Origin of the sequence: Actinomadura montaniterrae, assembly GCF_008923365.1 — a bacterium.
Lineage (GTDB): Bacteria > Actinomycetota > Actinomycetes > Streptosporangiales > Streptosporangiaceae > Spirillospora > Spirillospora montaniterrae.
Genome location: NZ_WBMR01000209.1, coordinates 1 through 15,952, shown reverse-complemented (window position 1 = coordinate 15,952; position 15,952 = coordinate 1). Strand labels below are relative to the sequence as shown.

Genomic DNA, 15,952 nt, shown 5'->3' with positions numbered 1-15,952 from the left:
GGCCCGCGGGCGCCGCGGACTCTCCCGCCGTGGCGCCGTCCCAGGGTGCCAAGCCGCAGGCGCGGCGCGCGCCGTCCGACGGCCGCCAGCGCCGGCTGCCGTCCCGGCGCCGCTGAACGCTCCTCCGCCAGGCCCCGCCGCCCCGTCCGGCCGCGGGGCCTTCGCCTGCCTCCGCCTTCGCTGATACGTGTTCTAGCGCCCGCCGCACGCCCTGGACCGCCTGTTCCGCAGGCTTCCGCGATTTCCTTAACTAGAACCTGTTGCAGTTTTGCGTGGACGCGCCTAGGGTCGAGGCTGTGCGGACACGAGTCACCGAACAATTCGGCATCGAGTACCCGATCTTTGCGTTCAGTCACTGCCGCGACGTCGTCGCGGCGGTGAGCCGCGCCGGCGGCATGGGCGTCCTCGGCGCCCTGTACTTCACCCCCGAGGAGCTCGAGCTCGAGCTCAAGTGGATCGACGAGCACGTCGGCGGCAAGCCGTACGGCGTGGACGTGGTGATGCCCGCCAAGTACGAGGGCGCCGACCTCGGCGACGCCGAGGAACTGGTCGGCAAGCTCCAGGGCATGATCCCGGCCGAGCACCGCAAGTTCCTGGAGGAGCTGCTGGAGGAGCACGGCGTCGAGCCGTCCACCGAGAGCGCGAGCAAGGTGCTGCTCGGCTGGACCGACCAGACGGCCCGGCCGCAGGTCGAGATCGCCCTCAAGCACCCGATCGCGCTGCTGGCGAGCGCCCTCGGCCCGCCCCCGGCGGACGTCGCGGAGCTGGCCCACCAGCACGGCGTGAAGGTCGGCGGCCTGGCCTCCAACGCGCGGCACGCCCGCAAGCAGGTCGAGGCCGGCGTGGACATCATCATCGCGCAGGGCACCGAGGCCGGCGGCCACACCGGCGACGTGTCCACGATGGTGCTGATCCCCGAGGTCGTGGACGCGGTCGGCGAGGACACCATCGTCCTCGCGGCGGGCGGCATCGGCCGCGGCCGGCAGATGGCCGCCGGCCTCGCGCTCGGCGCCGACGGCGTCTGGACCGGGTCCATCTGGCTGACCGTGGACGAGGCCGACACCCCCGAGCGGGCGCTGCCGAAGCTGCTCGCCGCCACCTCCCGCGACACCGTCCGGTCCCGCGCCTGGACCGGCAAGCCCGCCCGGTTCCTCAAGACCGCGTGGACCGAGGCGTGGGAGAGCGAGAAGTCGCCCGGCTACCTGCCGATGCCGATGCAGTTCATGCTGATCGCCGACGCGCTGCCGCGCATCGCCCGGTCCGGCGACGGCGAGCTGGTCACCTTCCCGGTCGGCCAGATCGTCGGCTCCATGAACCAGGTGAAGCCGGCCGCCCAGGTCGTCTACGACCTGATCGAGGAGTACGTCGAGTCGATCGAGCGGCTCAACGCGATCACCGAAGGCTGACCCCCACCAGGGCAGGGACGGCGGCCGGAGCGCACCGCGCTCCGGCCGCGGCCGCCTTTCCGCGGGGTCAGAACCGGGTCATCCACGACAGGGCCCGCGCGATGACGTAGTACACGACACCCGCGATCGCCCAGTTGATGTAGAGCTGCTCCTTGGGGTCCGTCCGCGTGAACACGTCGTGGAACGGCGTCGCGAGCCAGCGGCCGGTGTTGAGCGTCGCGTTCACCAGGTCGTTGCCCGGATTGGCGCCCGCCCAGGTCAGCAGTATCCCGAGGGCGAGGATGAACGCCGCCGCCCAGCCCGCCGCCAGGATCATCGCGCTGACCGGGTTGTGCCGGCTGCGGAGCCATCGCCGCGGCCTGCGCACCACGACGGTCTTCCCGGCGCTCTCGGCCGGGGGCGCCGCCGCCGGCGTGCGCCGGGGCCAGGCCCACCGTCTCCGGGGCTCCGCCGGGGGCTCGTCGGCCGCCGTCCGCCCGCGTCCCAGGTACCGTCCTATCTGGAGAGCCATCGCCTGCTCATTCCTTCCATGACCGGCTTGCGTCCAGCCGTGCCACGGACGGGACCCCGCAAACGCCGCCCCCCTTTACGGACGGCCCGATACCGCCCGCGATCACATTTCCACCGGCGTCGAAACGACCCCGCCCTACGCTGCGGCTCATGGAAGCCGCAGCCGCCGAGCAGGCCGCCCACGTCGCGATCGAGCCCAGCATCCTGTATTTCGGCACGCCCGTCGTCCTGCTGTCGACGGAGAACGAGGACGGGACGCCCAACCTCGCGCCGATGTCGTCGGCGTGGGCCCTCGGCCGGACGGTCGTGCTCGGGCTCGGCGCCGAGGGGCAGACCGCGCGCAACCTGACCGCCCGGCCCGAACTGGTGATCAACGTGCCCGGCCCGGAGCAGTGGCGGGCCGTGGAGCGGCTGGCGCCGCTGACCGGACGCGACCCGGTGCCCGCGGCCAAGGCGGGCGTCTTCCGGTTCGAACGCGACAAGTTCGCCGCCGCCGGCCTGCGGCCCGAGCCGTCCGAGACCGTGGGCCCGTCGCGCGTCGCCGAGTGCCCGCTGCAACTGGAAGCCCGCGCCGAACGGGTGGGTCCCGGGGCGTCCGGCGACTTCGTCATCGTCGAGGCCGCCGTCCTGCGCGTGCACGCCGACCCGCGCATCGTCGTCCCCGGCACGCACCACGTCGACCCGGCCGAGTGGAGCCCGCTCATCTACAACTTCCGCCACTACTTCGGCCTAGGCCCCGAGCTGGGCCACACCTTCCGCACCGAGACCCCGCGCATCTCGTAGCCCGGAACCGGCCACTCCATCGCATCCCGCTCGTCCAGCACCGCCGCTAGCCTCGCCCCCATGCCCTCGCCCCCCGCCCCGGAGCCCCTCGTCCTCCGGCCGTCGCTCGTGCGCTGGGCCGCGTGGAACCTGGCGTTCGCCGCCGTGCTCCTGTTCGTCCTGGCCCTGCTGGTGGTCGGCGGTACCTGGGGGCTCGCTCTGCTGCCGCTCGCGCCCGCGGTCGTCCCGTGGCTGGTCTCGTCGAGCCGGATGCCGCCCTGGCGGTGGACGCTCGTCGACGCCCACGGCGTGACGATCCACGGCGGCAGGACCAATGGACGGATTCCCTGGGCCGACATCGGCGGGATCTCGTTCCTCCCACGAGGCGCGGGACCGCCGGGCTACGGGCTCTTCGTTGGTACGCGCGGCGCGATGGTGCCGGTGCCGTACCGGAGCCTCGGACTGTTCGCCCGAGGCAGGAGGATGGACGCGCTGCTGAAAGACCTCCTCGCGAGATCCGGCCCGCACCGCGCCCATATCCGCACCTCGGCGCCCGGTCCCTGGGCGAGAGCGGGGACACGGGTCGCCACGTGCGTGCTGGGGGTGGTCCTCGTGGGAGGAGCCTTCCTCATCGTTCAGGTCGCCAGCCCGTGGACGCAGCCCTGGTGGCCCGGACGCGACGAGGCGAGCCGGCTCCCCGGCGGGTGCGCCGTGCTCGACCAGGCGGCGCTCGCGCGCTACGTCCCGGGCGCCCCGGCCGCCGGCGACGGACCCGTGGGCGCGGACGCGTCCGACGACCGGACGTGCGCGTGGGGCACCGACCACGGGCCGCCGAAGCTGGGCGTGCAACTGGAGCGGTCGTCGCGCGGGATCGGCGCCGGAGGCGGCGCGTCGGAGCGCGCGCACCATCTCTTCCGGCTCCGGGCCGACGCGACCTGCCCGTCCCGGACTCCGGGCCTCGGCGACGAGGCGTGCACCGGAGTCGACGGTGACGGGGACCAGGCACGGGCCCGGGTCGTCGTCCGGCGGGGGAACGTGCTGGTCACGGTGGACTACACCGCCGCCGAGCCGGCCGCGCGGGCGTCCTCTGACGCGCGCCGGCTGGCCGGTCTCGTCCTGTCCTCCGTCACCTTCGAGTGACCGGAATGCCCCCGACGGCCCCCTGCGGCGCCCATGTCCGCGCCTCGGCGCCCGGGCGAGGGGCCCGACGCTCAGCCGAAGATACTCGCGGGCAGGAGCGCCGCTCGGTCATCGGCGTCTGTGCGAGAGGCTATTCGCCCTGGTCGGCGATCCGGTCGACGTGGTCGATCGTGATCAGCTGGTCCTGGATCAGGTACATGACGCGATAGGGGCCGATCCGGAGGCGGTGGTACTCACCCCGGATGAAGGCATCGGGGGGACGGGGGTCGTCCGCCAACCGGTCAATGGCGGCCACTAGCCGGCACATGCCGTCCTGGTCGCGCATGAACCGTGCCGCGGACCTCTTGGCCGCGGGCGACCATTCGATCTTCACTCGGTTTCCCCGAGCAGGAAGCGCGTGACCTCCTCGTGGGACATCGCCCCCGGTCGGCCCGCCGCCTCCCATTCCTCGAACTCCGCGTACATCGCCTCGGCGTCGGCCTCTTCGATGTCATCGGCCGACGCGCGACGCTCGAGCGCCTTCATCCGCCTAAGGTCGCGCAGGGGGACCACCGCTGCGGCTTCGCCGCCCAGATGAATGACTTCGTACGACTCGGTCGCCGCTTCCCCCGGGGTGGGCTCGATCGGTTCTGCGCTCATGTGTCCGGAGCCTACAGCGCCGGAGCGACAGAGCACCGGCGCTGCTCGAATGACGTCCCTTTCACGGGGGAAGTGCTATTTGCCCTGGTAGATGGGGGGACGCTTCTCCTTGAAGGCCTTGGAGCCCTCCTTGGCGTCCTCGGTGGTGAAGACGGGCCAGCCGATCTCGTCGGAGACCTTGAGGGCCTCCTCCTCGGGGAGGTGCTCGGTCTCGCGGACGGCGCGGAGGATGGCCTGGACGGACAGCGGCGCGCAGGCGGCGATCTGGTCGGCCATCTCGCGGGCGGCGGCGAGGGCCTGGCCGTCGGGGACGACCTTGTTGATGAGGCCCATGGCGAGGGCCTCCTGCGGGGTCACCTCGCGGGCGGTGAGGAGGATGTCGAGGGCGGCGGCGTAGCCGATCTGGCGGGGGAGGCGGACGGCGGAGCCGCCCATCGGGAACAGGCCGCGCTTGGCCTCGAAGAGGCCGAGGGTGGCGCCCTCGGCGACGACCCGCAGGTCGGTGCCGGTGAGGAGCTCGGTGCCGCCGGCGACGGCGTAGCCCTCGATGGCGCAGATGAGCGGCTTGGTGGGGCGGCCGTCGCGCAGCAGGCCCTTCCAGTGGTAGTCGGGGATCTGCGCGGCGCGCTCGGCGACGCGGGGGTCGGACGGCGGCTGCGACATGGCCTTGAGGTCGGCGCCGGCGCAGAAGGTGCCGTCGGCTCCGGTGAGGATGCCGACGCGGACCTCGGGGGTGTCGGACATGTAGGCCCAGGCGTCGGCGAGGCCGACCAGCATGGCGGTGCTGAGCGCGTTGCGCGCCTCGGGGCGGTTCATCGTGACGATGACGACGTGGCCGTCCCGCTCGACGGTGCAGTGCTCGGTGCTGATCGGCAGCAGCTCGGCCATGGATGTCCTCCTGCGATGGGCAAAACAAGAACAGATTCTAGTTAAGGCGATGCGCTACCGGTAGGGGTTGCCCTGCAAAACGAGAACGTGATCTACTTTGGTCGCCGGGCGCCGCCGGCAGGCGGTGCTCACCGTGATCACGCAAGGGAGATCCGATGGGGTCGTTGGGCTTTTGGCGGTTGGCGCAGGCCGATCCCGAGTGGGTCGCCGCCGTCGATCCGGACGGCACGCAGTACTCCGCGGGCGACCTGCTGGCCCGCTCGAACCGGCTCGTCCACGGGCTCCGCGAGCTCGGCCTGAAGGACGGCGACGGCATCTGCGGGCTGGTCCCGAACGGCGTCGAGGGGCTCGTCCTCTATCTGGCGGCGCTCCAGGCGGGCTGGTACTACACGCCGATCAACTGGCATCTGACCGGCCCGGAGATCGGCTACATCGTCGCCGACAGCGAGGCCAAGGCGTTCTTCGTACACGAGCGGTACGCCACCGAGGGCGTGCGCGCCGCCGACGAGGCGGGGCTCGAGGCGCACCGCCGGTTCGGGTTCGGGGACGTCGCGGGCTTCCGGCCGTACGCCGAGCTCGTCGACGGGCGGCCGGACACGCAGCCGGAGAACCGCAGCGCCGGCGCGACGATGCACTACACGTCCGGGACGACGGGCCGGCCGAAGGGCGTCAAGCGGGCGCTGACCGGGCTCGACCCGGACGACAGCGCCGAGCTGATGACGTTCCTGCTGGCGCTGTTCGGGATGACGCCGGGCCGGCCCGCGGGCGGCGAGCACCAGGCGCACCTGATCACCTCGCCGAACTACCACACCGCCGTCACCCAGTTCGGCGGGTCCGCGCTGCAGATGGGCCACACCCTCGTCTACATGGACAAGTGGGAGGCCGAGGAGACGCTGAAGCTGATCCAGGAGCACCGCGTCAGCAACACCCACATGGTCCCGACGCACTTCAAGCGGCTGCTGGCGCTGCCGGAGGACGTCCGCGCCAAGTACGACGTGTCGTCGATGAAATGGGCGATCCACGCGGCGGCGCCCTGCCCGGTGCCGATCAAGCAGCAGATGCTCGACTGGTGGGGCGACTGCATCTGGGAGTACTACGCGGCCACCGAGGGCGGCGGGACGATCGCCAGCCCGCAGGACTGGCGCGCCCACCCCGGGACGGTCGGCAACGCCTGGCCGATCAGCGAGCTGCTGATCGTCGACGACGACGGCAACGAGGTCCCGACCGGGCAGCACGGCACCATCTACATGAAGATGGCCGGCGTCCAGTTCGAGTACAAGGGCGACAAGGAGAAGACGGAGAAGAACCGGCTCCGCGACTTCTTCACGGTCGGCGACATCGGCTACCTGACCGAGGACGGGTTCCTGTTCCTGTCCGACCGCAAGGCCGACATGATCATCTCGGGTGGGGCGAACATCTACCCGGCCGAGATCGAGAACGAGATCACCCTGCACCCCAAGGTCGCGGACGTCGCCGTGTTCGGCATCCCCGACGACGAGTGGGGCGAGCAGATCAAGGCCGTGGTGGAGCCCGCCGAGGGCGCCGAGCCGGGGCCGGAGCTGGCCGAGGAGATCCTGAAGTCCCTCGAGGGCCGGCTGGCGAAGATGAAGTGGCCGAGGACCATCGACTTCATCGAGACCATGCCGCGCGAGCCCAACGGCAAGCTGCTCAAGCGCAAGCTGCGGGACCCGTACTGGAAGGACCGCGACAGTGCCATCTGACATCAACCACGTCGTCGAGTTCCCCGGCGGCTACACCCGCTCGGTGGGCCCGGTGATCGGGCGCTTCCTGAGCGAGCTGCGCGACGGCCGGCTGGTCGGCGTCCGCACGGCGGCCGGCCGGGTGCTCGTCCCGCCGGCGGAGTGCGACCCGGAGACCGGCGAGGACGTCACCGGCGAGTTCGTCGAGGTCGGCCCCGCCGGGACCGTGACGACGTGGTCGTGGGTGCCGAACCCGGCGAAGGAGCACCCGTTCGACCGGCCGTTCGCGTGGGCGCTGATCCGCCCGGACGGCGCCGACACCGCGCTGCTGCACGTCCTCGACCTCGGCGTCTTCGAGGCGGGCGCGAAGCCGCCGAAGGTGCTGAGGACCGGGATGCGGGTGCGGCCGAAGTACCGCGCGGAGCGGACCGGGACGATCGGCGACATCGAGTGCTTCCTGCCCGAGGTCACCATGATCAACCCGCAGGCGAGCCTGGAGTTCCGGCTGAAGGGCGGCAAGGCGCTCGGCCGGTTCCTCGACGGCATCGCGGAGGGCCGCATCATCGGGCAGCGCTGCCCGGTGTGCGAGAAGGTCATCGTCCCGATGAAGGGGTTCTGCACGCGCGACGGCGTGCCGACGACCGAGGAGGTGGAGCTGCCCGACACCGGCACCGTCACCACCTTCGCGGTCAACAACATCCCCGACCCGCGCGCCCCCGAGGTGCCGTTCGTGTCCGGCTACGTCCTGCTGGACGGCGCGGGCCTGACGATGCTGACGCTCATCGCGGGCGTCCCGGCCGACCAGGTCCGGATGGGCATGCGGGTGAAGGCGGCGTGGCGGCCCCGCGAGGAGTGGGACCGGTCGATGGCCAACATCAAGTGGTTCGAGCCGATCGACGAGCCCGACGTCCCCTTCGAAGAGATCAAGGACTTCATGTAATGCGTGATGTCGCAGTCGTCGCGTTCGTACAGAGCCACCACAGCGCCGAGGACCAGGGGCTCGCGGAGACCGAGATCGTCCTGCCGGTGATCACCGAGATCAAGGAGCGGACGGGCCTGTCCCGCTTCGGGTTCACCTGCTCGGGCTCGTGCGACTACCTGCAGGGCGCGCCGTTCGCGTTCGTGTCCGCGCTCGACACGCTGGGCGCGTGGCCGCCGATCTCGGAGAGCCACGTCGAGATGGACGGCGCGTGGGCGCTGTACGAGGCGTGGGTGAAGCTCCAGATCGGCGCGATCGACACCGCGCTGGTGTACGGGTTCGGCAAGTCGTCCCAGGGCGACCTGCGCGCGATCATGAACCAGCAGCTCGACCCGTACACGCTGGCGCCGCTCGGCGTCGACCAGGTGTCGATGGCCGCCATGCAGGCCCGCGCGTACATGGACAAGGCGGGCGTGAAGGAGGACGACCTGCGCGCCGTCGCGGCGCGGTCCCGGGCGTCCGGCCGCGACAACCCGTTCGCGCTGCACCTGCCGGACCCCGAAGGCGACGGCTACGACGTCGCGCCGCTGCACCCCTACGACGTCGCGCCCGTCACCGACGGCGCGGCGGCGATCGTCCTCGCCGCGGGCGACAAGGCGCGGGAGCTGTGCGAGCGGCCCGCGTGGATCACCGGGATCGACCACCGCACCGAGCCGCACGCGCTCGGCGTCCGGGACCTCACCCGGTCCGAGGCCGCCCGGCTCGCGGGGGAGAAGGCCGGCGCGGCCGGGGTCGAGGTCGCGGAGCTGCACGCCCAGTTCAGCCACGAGGAGCTGATCCTGCGCGAGGCGCTCGGCCTGGGCGACGGCGTGACGGTCAACCCGTCCGGCGGGGCGCTGTCGGCGAACCCGGTGATGGCGGCGGGCCTGATCCGCATCGGCGAGGCCGCGTCCCGCATCCACGACGGGACGGCGTCCCGGACGCTCGGGCACGCCGCGTCCGGCCCCTGCCTGCAGCAGAACCTCGTCTGCGTGATGTCGGGAGAGAAGAACAATGGCTAACCCCTGTGCGGTCATCGGCGTCGGGCAGACCGAGTACAAGACCAAGCGGCTGGACGTGTCGATGGCGGGCCTGCTCCGCGAGGCGGCCCGCCGCGCCCTCGACGACGCCGGGCTGACCTGGAAGGACATCGACGCCGTCGTGGTCGGCAAGGCGCCCGACCTGTTCGAGGGCGTGGTGATGCCGGAGCTGTTCCTGGCGGACGCGCTCGGCGCGACCGGCAAGCCGCTGATGCGGGTGCACACGGCCGGCTCGGTCGGCGGGTCCACGGCGATCGTCGCGGCGAACCTGATCCAGTCTGGCGTGCACGAGCGGGTCCTCACGATCGCGTGGGAGAAGCAGTCGGAGTCGAACGCGACGTGGGCGCTGACGGTGAACGGGCCGTTCACGACGTCCCTGGTCGTCGGCGCGGGCGGCTACTTCGCGCCGCACATCCGCGCCTACATGGCGCGGTCCGGCGCGCCCGACCACATCGGCACGCTCGTCGCGGTGAAGGACCGGCAGAACGCGCTGCGGAACCCGTACGCGCACCTGAAGATCCCCGGCATCTCCCGCGAGATGGTCGAGTCGACGCCGATGCTGTGGGAGCCGATCCGCTACCTGGAGACCTGCCCGTCGTCCGACGGCGCCTGCGCGATGGTGCTGGCGTCCGAGGAGGCGGCGAAGAAGGCGCCGGGCAAGCCCGCGTGGGTGCACGGCACGTCGATGCGGTCGGAGCCGATGCAGTTCGCGGGCCGCGACAGCGTCAGCCCGCAGGGCGGCAAGGACGCGGCGGCGGACGTGTACCGGCAGGCCGGCATCAGCGACCCGCGCCGCGAGCTGGACTGCGCCGAGGTGTACGTCCCGTTCTCCTGGTACGAGCCGATGTGGCTGGAGAACCTCGGGTTCTGCGGCGACAACGAGGGCTGGAAGCTCACCGAGGCCGGCGCGACCGCGTTCGACGGGGACATCCCGTGGAACCCGTCCGGCGGCGTGCTGTCGTCCAACCCGATCGGCGCGTCCGGGATGATCCGGTTCGCGGAGGCCGCGCTGCAGGTCCGCGGGCAGGCCGGCGAGCACCAGGTGGACGGGGCGCGCCGCGCCCTCGGCCACGCCTACGGCGGCGGCGCCCAGTTCTTCGCGATGTGGGTCGTCGGCGCCGAGAAGCCGTAGGCTCCCGTTTCCCCTTCTTGTCCGTGTTCCGTTAGGCGCGACCAGACCTCCGGAGGACGTCCGATGGAGTACAACCACGCTGACCTGTTCGAAGGAGTCGCGGACGCGATCGGGGACCGCGTCGCGGTGGTCTGCGGCGACCGGCGGCTCACCTACGCCGAGCTGGACGAGCACGCCAACCGGCTCGCGCACCATCTGGAGTCGGCGGGCGTGCGGCCCGGCCAGCACGTCGCGATGCAGCTGTACAACGGCGTCGAGTACGCCGCGGCGCTGCTGGCGGCGCTGAAGATCCGGGCCGTGCCGATCAACGTCAACTACCGGTACGTGGAGAGCGAGCTCCTCTACATCTACAAGGACTCCGACAGCGTCGCGCTGCTGTACGACGTGGAGTTCGAGGACCGGGTCGCCGCGACCGTCCCGGAGGCGCCGAAGCTGACGCACCTGATCGCCGTGGGGGGCGCGCCGTCGATCGACGGCGCCGTCCCCTACGACGAGGCGCTGGCGGCGCAGCCGGGGACGCGCGGGTTCCCGGCCCGCTCGGCCGACGACACCTACATCATCTACACGGGCGGGACGACCGGGATGCCGAAGGGCGTCATGTGGTCGACCGAGCAGATGCTGCTGGCGTTCTGGAACCCGACGTTCCCGCGTCCGGAGAAGCCGGAGGACGTCGTCGACCTGGCCCGCAACGGCGGGCCGATGATCATGATGCCGATCGCGCCGCTGATGCACGGCGCCGCGCAGATGGCGACGTGGATCGCCTGGTTCATGGGCGCGACGCTCGTCTACGCGCGCAAGTTCGACGCGGCGGGGATCTGGCGGACGATCGAGCGGGAGAAGGTCAACTCGCTGACGATCACCGGCGACGCGATGGCGATCCCGATGGCGGAGGAGCTGGCGCGCGGCGGGTACGACACGTCGTCGCTGCTGGCGTTCGTGTCGACGGGCGCGATCCTGACCGGGACGGTCCGCGACCGGATCCAGGGGCTGCTGCCGAACACGATGATCCTGGACCGGTTCGGGTCGACGGAGTCGGGCTCGACGGCGGAGGCGACGGCGGGCTCCACGCCGGAGAAGGGCCTGAAGTTCGCGCCGGACGTGGAGAACGTGACGGTCCTGGACGACGCGCTCCAGCCGGTGAAGCCGGGGTCCGGCGTGATCGGGCAGGTGGCGCGCACCGGCTACATCGCGCACGGCTACTACAACGACCCGGAGAAGACGGCCCGGACGTTCCCGGTCGTCGACGGGAAGCGGTGGCTGCTCACCGGCGACATCGCCACCGTCGAGGAGGACGGGACGATCGCCGTCTACGGGCGGGGGTCGCAGGCGATCAACACCGGCGGCGAGAAGGTGTTCCCGGAGGAGGTCGAGGCCGTCCTCAAGGGGCATCCGGGCGTGTACGACGCGGTGGTGACGAGCGTTCCGGACGAGCGGTGGGGCAACCGCGTCGCGGCGGTGATCCAGCCGTCGGGCGAGCGGCCGTCGGCCGAGGAACTGGACGCGCACTGCCGCAAGGAGCTGTCGGGGTACAAGGTGCCGCGCGTGTACGCGTTCGTTCCGGAGATGAAGCGGTCGCCGGCCGGGAAGGCGGACTACCGCTGGGCGAAGCAGGTCGCGGGCGAGGCCGACGGCGGCTGACCAGGGCCGAGGAGTCGGGAGGGGCCGGATAGGGGGCGGCCCCGAACCTTCGTGGGATCCGGGGCCAGGAGCGGACCGCCTGTTTAGTGGTCCTAACAAAAACCAGTTTAGTGGCGTTCCGTTCTGCCCCGGTTCCTCGGCGGTGTCTCGTACGACACAGCCGGAGACCGTCCCCCGGCTGGTCCGCTCCGCGCGCGGAGCATTAGACTGAGCCTCTCTATTTCAGAGAAAAGAAGACGAGGGGTGGGGCGTGGCGATCCCGGACCGCGAGCGGATGATGGCGGAACTGCAGGCGGGGATGCAGCGCTCCACGATGTTCACCGTGCTGCTGCACCACGCGACCGCGAGCAAGGCGGGGATGAACGTCACCGACGCGCAGTGCGTCAACGCGCTCACCCTGGACGGCCCGCAGACCCCCGGCCGGCTCGCCGAGCTGATGGGCATCACCACCGGCGGCGCCATCACCGCCGTGATCGACCGGCTGGAGAAGGCCGGCTACGTCAAGCGGACCCGCGACCCCGACGACCGCCGCCGGGTGATCGTCGAGCTCGTCCCGGAGAACGTCGCCCGGTTCGGCGAGTACTTCGAGCCGATCGCCCGCGTGTTCCGCGAGCGCATCGAGTCCTACACCGACGAGCAGATCGCCGTCCTCCTCGACTGGATCAGGTCCAACAACGCCGCCATGCCCGGCGTGATCGAGCAGGTCCGCAACCTCCCCTGACGCGCGGCCTCCGGGCCTCAGCGGGCGGTGAGGCGGCCGCGCAGCAGGTCCATCAGGGTGGCGTGGACGTCGGCGAAGGAGCGGTCCGGGTCGAGGGCGCGCCAGTCGAGCGCGACGGTCAGCACCATGCCGAACACGGCGGACGCGGCGGTGCCGGTGTCGAGGTCGGCGCGCAGGTCGCCCGCCTCGACGGCGGCGCGCAGCACGTCCGCGACCACGCCGATGGCGCGTTCCCGGATGAGCCGGGCGGTGTGCTGCCAGTCGCCGCCCGACCGCCACGTCTCGGCGATCAGCAGCCGCGCGAACGACTCGTGCTCGCCGATGAACGCCAGCTCGGCGCTGACCACCGCCTCCAGCGCGTCCAGCGGGGGGCGGCCGGACGCGGCGTCGCGCAGCGCGCCGGCGAGCCGGTCCACCCCGTACTCCAGCAGCGCCGCGAACAGCGCCGCCTTGCTGCCGAAGTTGTAGTAGACGGTGCCCTTCGCGACGCCGGCGCGCTCGGCGATCTGGTCGACGGTGGTGGCGGCGAGCCCGCTCTCGGCGATCAGCTCGATCGCCGCGGTGAACAGCTTCTCCCGGGTCGCGCTGCGCGCCACGTCCCTGCCTCCCACGGTCGGGCCTTCTACAGTTCCAGCGCCGGGTGCAGGCGCTTCATCGTCCACACCCGGTTGTGCCGGACGGCCAGGGCGGTGAGCGCGAGCCCGCCGGCCAGGAACGCGACCAGCACCGCACAACCCTGCCACACCGAGGTCAGGTCGCCGCCACTGATCAGGTGCCGGACGGCGTCGACGACCCACGGCATCGGCAGCCACGGCCGGATCGCCTGGAAGAAGCCGGGGCTCGTCTCGATCGGGTAGGTGCCGGCGGCGGAGGTGAGCTGGAGCATCAGCAGCGCCAGCGCGATGATCCGGCCGATCGGCCCGAACCGGGCGTTCACCCACTGGATCACGGCGAGGAACGCGGCGGACGCGAGCGCTAGGAAGCCGGCGAGCCCGGCCCAGTGCTCGGCGCGCAGTCCGAGCGCGAAGTGCAGGACGGCCAGCACGACGCAGGCCTGCGCGGCGCCGACCGCGGCGGCGGGCAGCCATCCAGCGAGGGCGACGCGGCGGCCCGGCGCGGTGCCCGCGAGCGCGCGCGGGTTCAGCGGCCGCAGCAGCATGTAGATGATCATCCCGCCGACCCAGAGGGACAGCGGCACGAAGAACGGCGCGAAGCCGGTGCCGTAGTTCGGCGCCTTGTTCTCCGTCGACGACGCCAGCCGCACGGGGTTGCTCATCATGTCGTCGCGCGCGTTCCGCTCGCCGTCGCTGTAGGACGGGATCTGCGCGACGCCCTCGTTCAGCCCGTGAGCCAGTTCCTGGTTGCCGTCGGCGATCTGGGCGAGGGCCGTCTCCAGCGTCACCGCACCGCCGGACAGCCGCCCGAGCCCGCCCTCCAGCTGCCCCGCGCCACCCGACAGCGCGCCGAGACCGCTCGTGAGCTGCGACGATCCGGACAGCAGCTGCCCGGCGCCCGCGTTCACCTGCTTCGTCCCGGCGTTGAGGCGGTCGACGTCGCGGCGCGCGTTCTCGACCTTCGCGGCGAGCGTCGGAGCGTCCTTGGCGAGCTTGCGGGCGGCGGTCCCGACCGTCCGGGCGTCGGCGGCGACCTTGCGCAGGTCGCCGGTGTGGTCGCGGACGTAGCCGTCGACCTGCCGGGCGACGGTGACGACCTGCGTAGCGGCCCGGGTCAGGTCCTGCCGGACGTTCGCCGGGACCTCGGGGTGCGCGGCGAGGTAGGTCTCCAGCTCGGCCCGCGCCTTCTCGGCCTGCTTCACGGCGGCGCCGGTCTGCTCGGGCAGCCGTCCGGCGCCGTCGGCGAGGACGTCCGCGCCCTGGGCGACGAGCAGCGCGGCCTGCCGGATCTCCGGCGCGCGGTCGCGCAGCAGCGGGACGAGCGTGTCGCCGGCCCTGTCGACGGTCGTGGTCAGCTTCTGCATGCCGGCCGCGACCTGCCCGGTCCCGGCGCGCAGGTCGTCCAGCCCGGACGTGAGCCGCCCGCTGCCGGAGCGGGCCTCGTCGATGCCGCCCTTGAGCTTCCCGGCGCCGGCCTTCGCGTCGCCCGCGCCCTTCGCGAGCCTCCCGGCGCCGTCGTGCGCCTGCCCGGAGCCGTCGGCGAGCTCGCCCGCGCCCTCGGCGGCCTTGCCGAGCTTCGTGTGGAGCTTGCCGAACGACAGGAAGATCTGGTCCAGGTAGCCGCGCACCGCGTTCCCGCCCGCAGCGGCGCTGATCTCCTTGAACGCGGCCTGCGCGAGCGTCCCGACGACGTAGTTGTTCGCGTCGTTCATCTGCAGCCGGAGCCCCGCCGCCGTCGGCGTCCCGCTCCCGGACGGCGACGCGATGCGCGCGCTGAAGTCCGCCGGGATCGTCAGCGACATGTAGTACTTCCCGGACCGGACGCCCTTCGCGGCCTTCTCCGCCGAGACCGTCTTCCAGTCGAAGACCTGCCGCTTCTTCAGCTCGTCGGCGAGGTCGGCGCCCGCGTGCACGGTCTTCCCGCCGGCCTTGGCGGGACGGTCCTCGACGACGAGCGCCACCGGCACGTGCCGGAGCCGGGCGTACGGGTCCCAGAAGGACCAGAGGTAGAGGCCGGCATAGAGCAGCGGCAGCAGGACGAGCCCGGCCAGCGCGATGCGGGTCAGCCGGTTCCGGGCGAACCGGCGCAGTTCCAGACCGCCCGGCGTCAACGCGGGAAGCCTCATCGGGGGGATCTCCCTGTGTCTGAAGGGGTTCGAGCTAGGAGAGGTGGACGACGGTCTGGGCGATGCCCATGGCCGGGGCCGGGTCGTGGCAGGTGGCGATCACGGTGACGCCGGAGTCGGCGATCGCGCGCAGCCGCCGCCAGAGCGCGCGCTGCCGGTCGGCGGGCAGGCCCTCGTCGACGTCGTCCAGCAGCAGGACGCGGGGGGCGCCGACGAGCGCGAGCGCGGCGCCCAGCAGCTGCGCCTCGTCGGGGTCGAGGTCTTCGGCGAGCGTGCGGGGGTCGGCGTCCAGGCCCGCGCGGTCGAGGGCCGCGCGCATTCGGGCGTTCCGGCCCCGGAACCGGCCGAGGATCCCCTCGTGCAGCGCGAGCGCCTCGCGCACGTGCTCCCGGACGGTCAGCGCCGGATCGAGCCCGGTCACCCCCGGGACGATCCCGAGCGCCGCGATCCGCTGGACGGCCCGCAGGTCGTCCAGCGCGAGGCCGCCGACGGTGCCGGTGCCGGCGGCCGGCTTCATGCGGCCGCCGAGGGCCAGCAGGAGGGCGGTGCGCCCGGACCCGGCGATGCCGCTCACCGCGGCGAGGGTGCCGGCGGGGACGTCCAGGTCGACGTCCCGGAACGCCCACCCGCGGGCGCCGCGCAGCGACAGCCCGCGGGTGCGGACGGCCGCCGCCGGGC

General features: G+C 72.4%; 16 protein-coding genes. 9 read left to right on the top strand and 7 right to left on the bottom strand.

Annotated features, from left to right (window positions below; translation table 11 throughout):
- Positions 1-296: 296 nt before the first annotated feature.
- A complete protein-coding gene (locus F9B16_RS40915) occupies positions 297-1,406 on the top strand; it encodes an NAD(P)H-dependent flavin oxidoreductase (protein WP_151545644.1) in 1,110 nt (369 codons plus the stop codon).
- Between the two features lie 67 nt (positions 1,407-1,473).
- Here the strand turns inward: F9B16_RS40915 and F9B16_RS40910 are convergent, their stop codons facing one another.
- Positions 1,474-1,917 (bottom strand): hypothetical protein, encoded by a 444-nt coding sequence (locus tag F9B16_RS40910; protein WP_151545643.1) that lies wholly within the window; start codon positions 1,915-1,917, stop codon positions 1,474-1,476.
- A 149-nt stretch (positions 1,918-2,066) separates the two neighbouring features.
- Here F9B16_RS40910 and F9B16_RS40905 point away from each other — a divergent pair, with 149 nt between their 5' ends.
- Both F9B16_RS40905 and F9B16_RS40900 read left to right on the top strand, forming a co-directional pair.
- Complete coding sequence (locus F9B16_RS40905) at positions 2,067-2,699, top strand: flavin reductase family protein (RefSeq protein WP_151545642.1); 633 nt, start codon at positions 2,067-2,069, stop codon at positions 2,697-2,699.
- Positions 2,700-2,759: 60 nt separating this feature from the next.
- Complete coding sequence (locus tag F9B16_RS40900) at positions 2,760-3,818, top strand: hypothetical protein (RefSeq protein ID WP_151545641.1); 1,059 nt, start codon at positions 2,760-2,762, stop codon at positions 3,816-3,818.
- Positions 3,819-3,948: 130 nt separating this feature from the next.
- On the opposite strand, the gene F9B16_RS40895 is transcribed toward F9B16_RS40900, so the two are convergent.
- The 3 genes from F9B16_RS40895 to F9B16_RS40885 form a co-directional block, all read right to left on the bottom strand.
- Positions 3,949-4,191 carry a type II toxin-antitoxin system RelE family toxin gene (locus tag F9B16_RS40895; protein WP_192809233.1) on the bottom strand — a complete coding sequence of 81 codons (243 nt, stop codon included), beginning with the start codon at positions 4,189-4,191 and terminating at the stop codon, positions 3,949-3,951.
- Positions 4,188-4,457, bottom strand: coding sequence for a hypothetical protein (locus F9B16_RS40890; protein WP_151545639.1), 270 nt, complete (start codon positions 4,455-4,457; stop codon positions 4,188-4,190). Before F9B16_RS40890 ends, F9B16_RS40895 begins: the two co-directional genes overlap by 4 nt.
- A gap of 75 nt (positions 4,458-4,532) precedes the next feature.
- The gene (locus tag F9B16_RS40885; RefSeq protein ID WP_151545638.1) at positions 4,533-5,345 is read right to left on the bottom strand and encodes a crotonase/enoyl-CoA hydratase family protein; all 813 of its coding nucleotides are present in this window, start codon (positions 5,343-5,345) and stop codon (positions 4,533-4,535) included.
- A 155-nt stretch (positions 5,346-5,500) separates the two neighbouring features.
- Between F9B16_RS40885 and F9B16_RS40880 the strand changes: the two genes are divergently transcribed.
- The 6 genes from F9B16_RS40880 (at position 5,501) to F9B16_RS40855 (ending at position 12,534) form a co-directional block, all read left to right on the top strand.
- Positions 5,501-7,066 carry an acyl-CoA synthetase gene (locus tag F9B16_RS40880; protein WP_151545637.1) on the top strand — a complete coding sequence of 522 codons (1,566 nt, stop codon included), beginning with the start codon at positions 5,501-5,503 and terminating at the stop codon, positions 7,064-7,066.
- Positions 7,056-7,985 carry a Zn-ribbon domain-containing OB-fold protein gene (locus F9B16_RS40875; protein WP_151545636.1) on the top strand — a complete coding sequence of 310 codons (930 nt, stop codon included), beginning with the start codon at positions 7,056-7,058 and terminating at the stop codon, positions 7,983-7,985. The genes F9B16_RS40880 and F9B16_RS40875 overlap by 11 nt, the downstream gene beginning before the upstream one ends.
- Positions 7,985-9,025, top strand: a complete 1,041-nt coding sequence (locus tag F9B16_RS40870) for a thiolase domain-containing protein (protein ID WP_151545635.1) — start codon at positions 7,985-7,987, stop codon at positions 9,023-9,025. Before F9B16_RS40875 ends, F9B16_RS40870 begins: the two co-directional genes overlap by 1 nt.
- Entirely contained in the window at positions 9,018-10,175 is a 1,158-nt protein-coding gene (locus F9B16_RS40865; RefSeq protein ID WP_151545634.1) for a thiolase domain-containing protein, read from the top strand. Before F9B16_RS40870 ends, F9B16_RS40865 begins: the two co-directional genes overlap by 8 nt.
- A gap of 63 nt (positions 10,176-10,238) precedes the next feature.
- Complete coding sequence (locus F9B16_RS40860; protein ID WP_151545633.1) at positions 10,239-11,813, top strand: acyl-CoA synthetase; 1,575 nt, start codon at positions 10,239-10,241, stop codon at positions 11,811-11,813.
- A 250-nt stretch (positions 11,814-12,063) separates the two neighbouring features.
- Complete coding sequence (locus F9B16_RS40855; RefSeq protein WP_225992386.1) at positions 12,064-12,534, top strand: MarR family winged helix-turn-helix transcriptional regulator; 471 nt, start codon at positions 12,064-12,066, stop codon at positions 12,532-12,534.
- A 17-nt stretch (positions 12,535-12,551) separates the two neighbouring features.
- Here the strand turns inward: F9B16_RS40855 and F9B16_RS40850 are convergent, their stop codons facing one another.
- From F9B16_RS40850 to F9B16_RS40840, 3 genes are all read right to left on the bottom strand, one after another.
- Positions 12,552-13,130 carry a TetR/AcrR family transcriptional regulator gene (locus F9B16_RS40850; RefSeq protein ID WP_151545632.1) on the bottom strand — a complete coding sequence of 193 codons (579 nt, stop codon included), beginning with the start codon at positions 13,128-13,130 and terminating at the stop codon, positions 12,552-12,554.
- A gap of 26 nt (positions 13,131-13,156) precedes the next feature.
- Complete coding sequence (locus tag F9B16_RS40845; protein ID WP_151545631.1) at positions 13,157-15,274, bottom strand: YhgE/Pip domain-containing protein; 2,118 nt, start codon at positions 15,272-15,274, stop codon at positions 13,157-13,159.
- A gap of 34 nt (positions 15,275-15,308) precedes the next feature.
- Positions 15,309-15,952, bottom strand: a 644-nt coding sequence (locus F9B16_RS40840) for an ATP-binding cassette domain-containing protein (protein WP_225992385.1), incomplete at its 5' end; no start/stop codon positions are given.